11 protein-coding genes are annotated in these 10,027 nt (G+C 64.3%); 10 read left to right on the forward strand and 1 reads right to left on the reverse strand.

The features are described 5' to 3' along the window. Positions 1–46 precede the first annotated feature (46 nt). Positions 47–799, reverse strand: coding sequence for an SDR family NAD(P)-dependent oxidoreductase (locus tag WAW17_RS16570; protein WP_422334037.1), 753 nt, complete (start codon positions 797–799; stop codon positions 47–49). 223 nt (positions 800–1,022) lie between these two features. On the opposite strand from WAW17_RS16570, the gene WAW17_RS16575 reads away from it, so the two are divergent. The 10 genes from WAW17_RS16575 (at position 1,023) to WAW17_RS16620 (ending at position 10,010) form a co-directional block, all read left to right on the forward strand. Next, positions 1,023–2,261 (forward strand): Rieske 2Fe-2S domain-containing protein, encoded by a 1,239-nt coding sequence (locus tag WAW17_RS16575; RefSeq protein ID WP_422334038.1) that lies wholly within the window; start codon positions 1,023–1,025, stop codon positions 2,259–2,261. Next, the gene (locus WAW17_RS16580; protein ID WP_422334039.1) at positions 2,254–2,688 is read left to right on the forward strand and encodes a nuclear transport factor 2 family protein; all 435 of its coding nucleotides are present in this window, start codon (positions 2,254–2,256) and stop codon (positions 2,686–2,688) included. Before WAW17_RS16575 ends, WAW17_RS16580 begins: the two co-directional genes overlap by 8 nt. After that, entirely contained in the window at positions 2,685–4,349 is a 1,665-nt protein-coding gene (locus WAW17_RS16585) for an FAD-dependent oxidoreductase (RefSeq protein ID WP_422334040.1), read from the forward strand. Before WAW17_RS16580 ends, WAW17_RS16585 begins: the two co-directional genes overlap by 4 nt. After that, a complete protein-coding gene (gene fdxA, locus WAW17_RS16590) occupies positions 4,346–4,744 on the forward strand; it encodes a ferredoxin (protein WP_422334041.1) in 399 nt (132 codons plus the stop codon). Before WAW17_RS16585 ends, fdxA begins: the two co-directional genes overlap by 4 nt. Beyond that, a complete protein-coding gene (locus WAW17_RS16595; RefSeq protein WP_422334042.1) occupies positions 4,741–5,451 on the forward strand; it encodes a PIG-L deacetylase family protein in 711 nt (236 codons plus the stop codon). Before fdxA ends, WAW17_RS16595 begins: the two co-directional genes overlap by 4 nt. Next, positions 5,448–6,149, forward strand: a complete 702-nt coding sequence (locus tag WAW17_RS16600; RefSeq protein WP_422334043.1) for a 4-carboxy-4-hydroxy-2-oxoadipate aldolase/oxaloacetate decarboxylase — start codon at positions 5,448–5,450, stop codon at positions 6,147–6,149. Before WAW17_RS16595 ends, WAW17_RS16600 begins: the two co-directional genes overlap by 4 nt. A 79-nt stretch (positions 6,150–6,228) precedes the next feature. After that, entirely contained in the window at positions 6,229–7,104 is an 876-nt protein-coding gene (locus WAW17_RS16605) for a fumarylacetoacetate hydrolase family protein (RefSeq protein WP_422334044.1), read from the forward strand. 6 nt (positions 7,105–7,110) lie between these two features. After that, positions 7,111–8,055: a hypothetical protein gene (locus tag WAW17_RS16610; RefSeq protein ID WP_422334045.1), complete on the forward strand. Its 945-nt coding sequence runs from the start codon at positions 7,111–7,113 to the stop codon at positions 8,053–8,055. 25 nt (positions 8,056–8,080) lie between these two features. Next, complete coding sequence (locus tag WAW17_RS16615) at positions 8,081–9,232, forward strand: acyl-CoA dehydrogenase family protein (protein ID WP_422334046.1); 1,152 nt, start codon at positions 8,081–8,083, stop codon at positions 9,230–9,232. Between the two features lie 82 nt (positions 9,233–9,314). After that, positions 9,315–10,010, forward strand: coding sequence for an enoyl-CoA hydratase/isomerase family protein (locus WAW17_RS16620; RefSeq protein WP_422334047.1), 696 nt, complete (start codon positions 9,315–9,317; stop codon positions 10,008–10,010). The last annotated feature ends 17 nt before the right edge of the window (positions 10,011–10,027 follow it).

Here is a 10,027-nt window from a genome sequence, read left to right on the forward strand (position 1 = left end):
GGAGCGGACGAACGATCGACCTCCGCTCCCTATCCACGTGGGCCGGTCAGCGTTTGGCGAGTCGTGCGCCCGCGTCCAACCGGACAACCTCTCCATTGAGCATCTCGTTGGTGACGATCGCGCACGCGAGCTCGGCAAATTCTTCCGGCTTGCCCAGACGCGACGGGTAGGCGACCGACGAGGTCAGTTGATCCTGCAACGCGGTCGGTAGGTCCGTGGTAAGCGTGGTCTCGAATGCTCCCGGTGCAATAGCGGCGCATCGGATTCCGTACTGTGCGAGTTCCCTCGTCGCCGGCAATATCATGCCGATAACACCTGCCTTGGATGCCGAATAGGCCAGCTGGCCTTGCTGGCCCTCGTACGCGGCAATGCTCGCGGTCGTGACGATCACGCCGTTCTCACCGTCGTCGGCCCGCTGATTCCTGCTCATTCGCCAAGCGGCCGCACGCAAGATATGGAACGTGCCCACCAGATTCACGTCGATCACGTCCGTGAACCGAGCGGGATCGACCGGCCCATCCTTACCGATCAAACGGAAACCGCCGGCAACGCCCGCGCAATGCACGACGATGTCCACCCTCCCAAAGGTCGACACCGCTGCGTCGAACGCCGAGTCGACATCGGCAGCCGAGCTGACGTCTGCAGTCAGTGGAAGCCAGTCAGGTGTGGGCGGACCTGCCGGCGCCGTCAGGTCGAGCGCGGCAACGCGAGCGCCACGCTGCGAGAGCATCTGCGCGGTGGCTTGGCCCAAACCTGCGCTGGCGCCGGTGACCACGGCTACTGCTCCGGGAATCTGCATTGCTATCTCCTGTGTGTGAATCGGCCTGCATCGAAGGGTGTGGCGTGAGACACGACTAGATGTCAATGTGATGCAGGTCTTGATTTCCGCCTGGGGGGCGCGTTAACCTTCCAATCGACAGGATAACAGCTCAGCCGCTTGGTTGAAGGTCGCTCTAACTGAAAGAGCTTGACCCCGTGGCTGATTCACCCCGCACAATAGCGGGGACGAGTGGAGGACCCGCATGCTGTCGCATGAAGACAATGAACTCCTGACTCGAGTGGAGGGGTCCGCGCCGATGGGCGCGTACCTCCGCGAGTACTGGACGCCCGCGGTGCGCTCGGAGCGGCTGGTCGCCGACGGGGCCCCCGTGAAGGTTCGGCTGTTCGGAGAGAACTTCGTGGCCTTCCGCGCCACCGACGGAAACGTGGGCTTCTTGGACGAGGCATGTCCGCACCGAGGAGCCTCGCTGGCGCTGGCCCGAAACGAGGACTGTGCTCTGCGGTGTATCTACCACGGCTGGAAGATCGACACCTCAGCCACCGTCGTGGAGGTTCCGTCCGAGCCCGCGGAGCGCAGCGCGGACATGGCTCAGAAGATCAAGGTGCGGTACTACCCCTCGAAGGAAGCCGGCGGGGTGGTCTGGGTATATCTGGGTTCGCAGACCGAAGCACCGCCCTTCCCCCGCTTCCCGTTCGCCGACGTCCCAGCCGATCATGTCCGGTCGTTGGTGGCCGAAACCCACTGCAACTGGCTGCAGGCGGTGGAGGGAACGCTCGACTCCTCGCACGTGTCGATTCTCCACCAGTCGTGGTTGGGCCAGAGCAGCGGCAGCCTGGGTGAGACCGCGGAAGACTCGGCGCCGCGGTACGAATCCGATGACACCGGGTACGGCATCCGATTTGCTGCCATCAGGCACACCGACGCGGACCGGATGCACGTGCGCGTGACCGAATTCGTCATGCCGTGGACCGCCTACATTCCGACCGGCGACGAGGATCGGATCGCGATCATCGGGACACCGATCGATGACGAGCACTCTCGCCAGTGGTTCATTCGGTGGAACGATGACCATCCGCTGACCGAGGACACCGATACCCACTTCTGGTACCACGACCTGACAGTGGCGCCGGACGACTTCACCGCCCTGGCACGAAACAAGGACAACTGGGGTCAAGACCGGGCCCTGATGTCCGAGGGACACTTCTCCGGATTCAAAAATCTCATCCTCGAAGATGTCGCGATCCAGGAGAGTCAAGGGCCGATCGTCGACCGATCCCGAGAGAAGCTGGGCACCAGTGACATCGCGGTCGTGAAAACCCGTCGACTGTTGCTCAATTCCGTTCGCTCCCATCAACAGGGCGGGGAGGTCTTCGGCCACCAAGATCCGCTCGCCCGGCCCAGCTCGGCCGGCGTGGCGATGACACTCGGGCAGAGCGATGAGTGGCGCGCAGTCGCAACGAAGGAGGCTCGATATGTCTGATTCGCCAGGGACGGAATTCGCGGACTGGCAAGCGATCCGCGAACTGACGGCGACCTACAACCGCTGCTTCGACAACTCCGATGGCGTCGGTTGGGCGGAAACGTTCCTGACCTCGGGACGATTGGAGGTCCTCGGCGAAGGCGTCGCGTACAGAGGGCATGCGGAGCTTGCCGACTTCTGCAGATCCAGGGGTTGGGGCATCCTGCACATGACCCTCGATCCCGAGCTGACCGTCGAAGGCGATCGCGCCGAGCAGCGTTGCAACCTGCTGATGTTCCGCAGGTATGAGGGCCGCGAGCGGCCGACGCTCCTGGCGACCGGCCGCTATTCGGACACCTTGGTTCGCACGTCCGAGGGATGGCGCTTCGCCCTCCGGGCGGTCCAGTTGGATACCCGTCTCGGGGTCAACGAGGAGGTTTCTCCATGAGCACCGACACGCACAGCGCCATGGGCACGACCGACGACGCGGTCGAAACAACGGTCGACATCGTGGTGTTCGGTTCCGGCGCAGCAGGTCTCGCAGCCGCAGTGACGGCCGCCGAGGCGGGATGCACGGTACAACTGTTCGAGAAGGCTCCGGCGGTCGGCGGCACCACCGCGAAATCCGGCGGCGTCTATTGGGTTCCCGACAACCACCTGATGCGTGAGCGTGGAATCGAAGACCCAAAGGCTCGGGCCGTTGCGTACATGGCACGGGTAAGCGCCCCTGACCGGTACTCGAGTGAGGCCCCTCTGCTCGGGTTGACCGCCTGGGAGCACGAGCTCCTCACTCGATACTACGGGCTCGCTTCCGAGGCCGTGCAATTCCTGGACGCCATCGGTGCACTCCGCTCGACTATCGAGATAGCTCTACGCTTCCCCGACTATCACATGAGCCTGCCCGAGCAAGGGGGCGTGTACGGCCGCGCATTGTGTCCCGCAGACGAGCAGAATCGTCCAGGCGGCGGCGCCGATCTCATTGCTCAACTGGCCGCCGCCGCGGAGCGCCTGGGTGTCCGGATCGTGACCCGGCACGCGTTTACTGATCTGATATTCGAGGACGGGCAGGTTGTCGGGGCAGTGGTCCGCGACCTGGAACACGCGCGAACCGTGCGGGTCCGGACGAGAGCCGGTGTCGTACTCGCGGTCGGTGGATTCACACACGACGCTGAGCGTCGATCGCGGTACTTGCCGGCACGAGTGTGGGGTGGCTGCGCCGCCGGTGGGAACACAGGTGACGCGATACCCGCCCTAGAGGCTCTTGGCATCCCGCTCCACAACATGGAATGCGCCTGGTGGGACGAGGTAGCCATCGAACACACCATTGCTGGCACGACCGAAACACGTGCAGGGATGTGGGTCGCCCCTGGGGACTCCTCGCTGATCGTGGATTTGGCCGGGCATCGCATCGTCAACGAGAAGCTGTTCTACAGCGACCGGGCCAAGGTCCACATCGGCCAGGATGCGCCTGAACTGTTGGTGCTGCTTTTCGACGAGCGGACGCAGCAGATGTTTTCGATGGAGCAGTTCGCCTACCCGCTTGCACTGCCCGGCGAGTCGACAACCCATCTCGTGTCGGGTGACAGCTGGGAGCAACTGTCGGCGAACCTCGACGTGCGGCTGCGGTCGTTACGCGCAGCCACCGGCGGCGCACGACTGAGCGGCGATTTCAGGTCTAACCTGGCCGCCACCATCGCCCGGTTCAACATGTCGGCGTGCGCTGGGGTCGACGCCGAACACGGCCGCGGCACCGAACCGATCGAGGTGTTCTTCACCGGTGAGCCGCGTGCGGGAGGCGGCCCGAACCCGGTGATGGCCCCGCTCAGCGCCCAGGGGCCGTTCCACGCCGTCCTGGTCGGGCTTGGGACGCTCGACACCAAAGGCGGACCGCGCACCACTGTCGACGGCCAGGTGCTCGGCGTGGGCGGGGTCCCGGTCGATGGACTCTACGCCGTGGGAAATTGCGCCGCGTCGCCGTCGAATGACGGCTATTGGGCGGCCGGCGCGACCATCGGCCCGGCACTGGCGTTCGGCTACGGCGCCGGCCGGCACCTCGCGGCCCGGCGCGCTACCGACTCAAACGTGCAAGTGCAGGGAGCTTCATCGTGACTTTCATTATCGGGGCGCCATGTGTGGATGTGATGGACCGTTCCTGCCTCCAGGAATGTCCCGTCGATTGCATCTACGAAGGCGGCCGCAAGCTGTATATCAACCCCGCCGAATGCATCGATTGCGGGGCGTGCGAGCCGACTTGTCCGGTGGAAGCCATTGCCTCCGAACGGGACGAGGACGAGGACTTCGAACCCTTCGACGCCGCCGCGGTCGAGTTCTTCCAGAGCGTGCTGCCAGGCCGCGATCAACCCATCGGATCTCCCGGCGGCGCAAGGAACTTCGGGCCCGTAGCCGCGGACAGCAGCTACGTGCGCGCGATGCCCGCCACCGGTCCCACCCCGTACTGCGACACGAATCTGCAGCCTTCCCTCGAGCAAGGAGAAACAAGATGACCAGAGTGACAGTCGTCAGCGCGCACGGCATGGATTGGGTGTGGCGCACCGGCGGGACAATTCTCAAGTATGTCAAGGCCGGCGCGGACGTAACCGTCGTCTGCCTGTCGATGGGAGAGCGCGGTGAGTCTGCCTCGGCGTGGGCCGAGCCCGACCAGACGGCCGAACGAGTGCGAGCTGTCCGCCTGGGGGAGGCCGAGAAAGCCGCCGCGGTAGCCGGCGTCGAGCTCCGGACCTACGATTGGGGCGACTACCCGATGGTCATCAACGACGAACGCCGCCTGGAGATGGTCCGGCTGCTGCGTGAACTTCGACCGGACGTCGTACTCACACACGGTCGCCGAGATCCCAACAACCCCGACCACGTGGCCACGGCAAGCCTTGTCGAAGCGGCCGCAATCTGGGCGCGCGCCCACGGTCGGCTACCGGAGATCCCCCGGTTCGTCGTAGGCCAGATCCACGGCTACGAACCAGAATTCCCCGAGATGTGCGACTTCAAGCCGGACACCTACATCGATATCAGCGATGTCGCCGATCAGAAGCTCGAGATGATGCAATGCTCGCAGGTGCAGCAGTTCATGATCGAGGTCTACGAGCAGCGGGCCCGATACCGTTCGATCATGGCCGGGCTCCTGCTGGGCCGGAAGGTCAGTCACGCAGAGGCATTCGAGAGCTTCATGCCCGCAGCCGGAGACCTGTTCCGATGACCAACCATCTGATCAGTCCATCCATCCTCGACCACGTCGACCGGCGAGCGGGATCCTTCTCGGCACGGTTCGCCGAGCTCGGCGTCGCCACCGTCCACGAGTCCCAGGGCCGAAGCGGACTGATGGACCCAGCGATCAAGCCACTCGTAGAGGGGTCCCGCGTTGCCGGCCCCGCCGTCACCTGCCTCAACCAACCCGGCGACAACCTGATGCTGCTGGCAGCCTTGGACCTGTGCCAGGAGGGTGATGTCCTGGTCGTCGCCAACCTGGCGCCGTCGACGGCCGGTATGGTCGGCGAAATTATCACGAGCATCCTCATTGCCCGCGGGGCCGCCGGGCTCGTCGTGGACGCCGGTGTCCGTGATGTCCGCGAGCTGCGCCGGCTCCCGCTGCCGGTCTGGGCGAAAACGATCTCTGCCTCAGGAACCACGAAAGGTGGTCCCGGCTGGGTCAACACCCCCGTCGTGGCCGGCGGCACCGCCGTGCGGCCGGGTGACGTCGTCGTCGCCGACGACGACGGCGTCGTGGTCGTGCCTCTCGAATCGGCCGAGGAGGTCCTCGAGCGTGGCCGCGCCCGGGTAGAGCGCGAAGCTCTGCTGCTGAAGGACATTGCCGCCGGCCGGTGGCAGGGTCTCTCGCCGGAACTGCACGAGCAGCTGCGCGCACTCGGCGTCCGCTGGGTGCAGGGGCAGCAATAGAGCACTGCTTCAGATCACTGATTCGACTTCCCAACCGAGAGGTACCCTCATGCGCCTGTGCTCCTTCCTGTCTGACGGAGTGCCACACGTCGGCATTGTCAACGCTGATGATTCGGTCATCGATGCGACCCGATTGGCGGAATTGCGGAGTCGTGATCTGCCGCGCACCATGTTGGGCTGGGTCGAGCTCGGCTTCGACGGGATCGAGCAGCTCGACGAGATCTGTGAGCAACACGGATCAGACCATGTCGCCGGCGACATCGGCGCGCTCACCTTGGTCGCGCCGATGGGGCGCCTTCCTCGAAACGTCATCTGCGTCGGCGTCAACTACCGCGAGCACATCGAAGAGTCGGAGCGAGCTGTCGGCGAGATCGACGTGCCTGACGAGCCGGTGTATTTCACCAAGGACGTGCGCAGCATCTGCGGACCCTTCGACGATATTACGTCCGACGACCGGATCAGTCGTCAACTGGACTGGGAGGTCGAGCTGGCAGTGATCATCGGACGAGCCGGTCGCAACATCTCACCTACGAAGGCGCTCGAGCACGTCTTCGGGTACGCGGTGCTCAACGATGTCAGCGCCCGGGACGTGCAGCTATCGAGAAACCAATGGTGGAAAGGCAAGAGCATCGAAGGCTCGTCACCGTTCGGACCGTTCATCGTCACCCGCGACGAGATCCCGGATCCCCAAGATCTCGAGCTGAAGTGCTCCGTGGACGGTATCGAAAAGCAACGGTCACGGACCAACCTGATGATTCACAGCGTCGCCACGCTGATCTCGGACCTGAGCCGATCGTTGACACTCGAGCCGGGGGATGTCATCAGCACCGGAACTCCGGCCGGCGTCGGGCTGGCGAGGACCCCTCAGGAGTGGCTAGGCCCCGGATCGGTGTTGGAAAGCGAGATCGCAGGCCTCGGCCGACAGCGTAACCGAATCATCGAAAATGGAGCATGAATCCAAATGGCAAATCTTGTAGGCGTTTTCGGTACCTCGCACAGCCCCGCGCTGATCGCCCCCGTTTCCGACTGGCCCGCGCTCGAGCCGCGAATCCCGCGTCCCTCCCTCGACCGTCTGGTCGGCAACGTGCGTGACTATTGGGACGAGCACCAGGCCCGCTTCGACATCGCGATGAAGCAATTACGAGCATCCATCCTGGCCGTCGATCCCGACGTGCTTCTGATCGTCGGGAGCGATCAGGGCGAGAACTTCGGTCCGCGTTCCGCCCCGGTGTTCGAGATGTTCCTCGCGGACCATCTCGACGCCAGCGCCGCCAACCGGCGAGACGAGGGACCCGACCAATTCCGGGTCTCTATGCCGATCGCCGTTGACCTGGGACTTCAAATCCTGAACGAACTGTGCGACAACGGTTTCGATGTCGCACACACATCGGAGACTTCAGACGACTACGGCATCGGTCACGCGGTCACCTGGCCCATGAGATTCCTCGACCTCACGGAGTCCGGGTTCGAACTGCTACCGATCGTGACCAATGTCTGGAATCCACCCAATGTGCCGAGCGTGCGCCGGTGCGTCGCCTTCGGCCAGGCGCTGCGCGACGCGATCAGCGCGGCACCGAAGCAGGCGAGGGTCGCGGTTCTTGCGTCGGGCGGACTGAGTCACCTCGTCCTGGACGAGGAGCTGGACTCGCGGGTACTCGACGCACTGCAATCGAGCAATCTCGATACCTGGCTCGCCATCGCAGACGACGAACTACGGCTTGCCCACGAGAAGCACGGACTGCCGCTGCGCCTCAACGGAACGGCGGAGATCACCGATTGGATCATCGCCGATGCCTGCGCCCAGGTCCCCGCAGAAATCATCGATTACGTGCCGGCATATCGCACCGAATCCGGCTACGGCGTCGGCATGTGCTTCGCGCAATGGGGCCTTCCGGCCACATCCTGAACCCTTCAACACAACCGGAGAACTCATGTATGCAGCCCTACCCGACGAGCACGTCGAACTACAGCAGACTGTCAGACGATTCGCGCAGACGGTGGTCGAGCCGCGCGCGATGGAAATCGACCGCCAGAACGAGTACCCCGACGACATCTTCAAGGCCCTGCTCGCGGCTGACCTGCTCGGCTTGGCGATACCCACCGAATACGGCGGTTCCGGTGCCGGGACACTGGGGCTGACGATTGCCATTGAGGAGGTTGCGAAATACTCCAATACCGTCGCACTGATGCTGCTGCTCACCCGATTGCCCGCCCTTCCCATCCTCATCGGTGGATCCGAGGAGCAGAAGAACACCTACGTTCGCGACATCGCGCCCGGCGCCCGGCGCGCCTCGTTCGGCCTGTCCGAACCGCAGGCCGGATCGGACCTGAAGGGTATGCGGACCCGCGCCGTCCGCGACGGCGCGGACTGGGTAATCACCGGTTCCAAGTGCTGGATGTCCGGGCTGGAGCAGGCCGACTTCTATACGGTCTTCACACGCACCGGTAAGGACGGCTTCAGCTGCTTCATCGTCGACCGCAACCTCCCCGGAGTCTCGGTGGCACGCGTCGACGACAAGCTGGGCGTGCGGGGGGTGAACACCGGAGAACTGCGCCTCGACGGCGTCCGGGTGCCGGCCTCAGCGCTTGTGGGGGAGCCCGACCAAGCGTTCAAACTGGCTATGCTTTCGCTGAATTCGATGCGGCCGATCGTCGCAGCTCGCGGTCTCGGGCTCGCCGAGGGCGCGTTGATGTACGCCGTCGACTACATGCGCACGCGCGAGGCGTTCGGGGTTCCCTTGACCAGCCGGCAGGGACTCGGCTGGATGGTCGCAGAGCACGCCGCGGAGATCGAGGCGGCCCGCTTGTTGACCTACCGCGCGGCCAGCATGGTCGACGAGGGCGCCTTCGACAAGGCCGCGGTTCCCCTGTTGTCGATCGCGAAGTTGGTGGCGACGGAAACCGCGGTCAAGGTCTCCGGCACCGCGGTACAGCTGCTCGGCGCCGCCGGATACATGAAGGACCACCCGGTGGAGATGTACTACCGAGACGCGAAACAGCTGACCATCGTCGAGGGAACCAGTCAGATTCAGAAGAACCTGATCGCCGAGGCGGTGTTCGACCAAACCCTGTGGTGGAACTAGTCCCCACGCTCAACGACACCCCTACCGCGACGTCACCCACCAACTTGGGCTGGCCGCCCACCCGAAACAGAAGAGGGATCTCATGGCTCTGAACGAATACGAAGGCTCCAAGGACGACATCCTCCTTGCGATCGAAGACCGGATTGCATGGATCACGTTCAACCGCCCGGAGACGTTGAACGCCTTCGGCCCGTCCCAGTTTCATCTTCTCGCGGATCTGCTGGACGACGTCTCCGTCAACCCGGACGTCGGGGTCGTGGTGCTGACCGGCAACGGCCGAGCCTTCTCCGCGGGCGGGGATGTGCGGGGATTTACGAAGAAGGGGCTGGTGGACACCGGTGTTTACGCCCTTCGTGCGATCACGTCCATCCGATCCTGCCGCAAGCCCGTCATCGCGATGGTCAACGGGATAGCCGTTGGCGGCGGCAATGAACTCGTCATCGCCTCGGATCTCGCCATCGCGGCGCGTGGCGCCCGCCTGGGCCAGGCCGGCACGCTGATCGGGGCGTGTCCCGTGCTTGGGGGAACCAATGTTCTTCCGCTGCAGATCGGCGAGAAGCGGGCCAAACAAATTGTCTTCTTCAGCGACAAGGTCTCGGCTGAGCAGGCGTTCGAATGGGGCTGGGTCAATGAGGTTGTCGACGACGAGGATCTGGAGAAGACCACCCGCCAGTGGGCCGAGCGGCTGCTCACTCTGCATCCCCAGGCACTTCAGATCGCTAAGGCCAATACCGTTCAGTTAGAGGGTTGTGCGGTATCGTGTCGGCGTGCCGCGTAGTGGATGGGTGAAGCCGG

The organism is Rhodococcus sp. (in: high G+C Gram-positive bacteria), assembly GCF_049286785.1.
Classification (GTDB): Bacteria; Actinomycetota; Actinomycetes; order Mycobacteriales; family Mycobacteriaceae; genus Rhodococcus_F.

Coding starts and splice junctions, on each gene's coding strand:
- WAW17_RS16580 (WP_422334039.1), top strand. CDS start 2,254: ATGTCTGATTCGCCAGGGACGGAATTCGCGGACTGGCAAGCGATCCGC.
- WAW17_RS16610 (WP_422334045.1), top strand. CDS start 7,111: ATGGCAAATCTTGTAGGCGTTTTCGGTACCTCGCACAGCCCCGCGCTG.
- WAW17_RS16585 (WP_422334040.1), top strand. CDS start 2,685: ATGAGCACCGACACGCACAGCGCCATGGGCACGACCGACGACGCGGTC.
- WAW17_RS16570 (WP_422334037.1), bottom strand. CDS start 799: ATGCAGATTCCCGGAGCAGTAGCCGTGGTCACCGGCGCCAGCGCAGGT.
- WAW17_RS16600 (WP_422334043.1), top strand. CDS start 5,448: ATGACCAACCATCTGATCAGTCCATCCATCCTCGACCACGTCGACCGG.
- WAW17_RS16595 (WP_422334042.1), top strand. CDS start 4,741: ATGACCAGAGTGACAGTCGTCAGCGCGCACGGCATGGATTGGGTGTGG.
- WAW17_RS16615 (WP_422334046.1), top strand. CDS start 8,081: ATGTATGCAGCCCTACCCGACGAGCACGTCGAACTACAGCAGACTGTC.
- WAW17_RS16620 (WP_422334047.1), top strand. CDS start 9,315: ATGGCTCTGAACGAATACGAAGGCTCCAAGGACGACATCCTCCTTGCG.
- WAW17_RS16575 (WP_422334038.1), top strand. CDS start 1,023: ATGCTGTCGCATGAAGACAATGAACTCCTGACTCGAGTGGAGGGGTCC.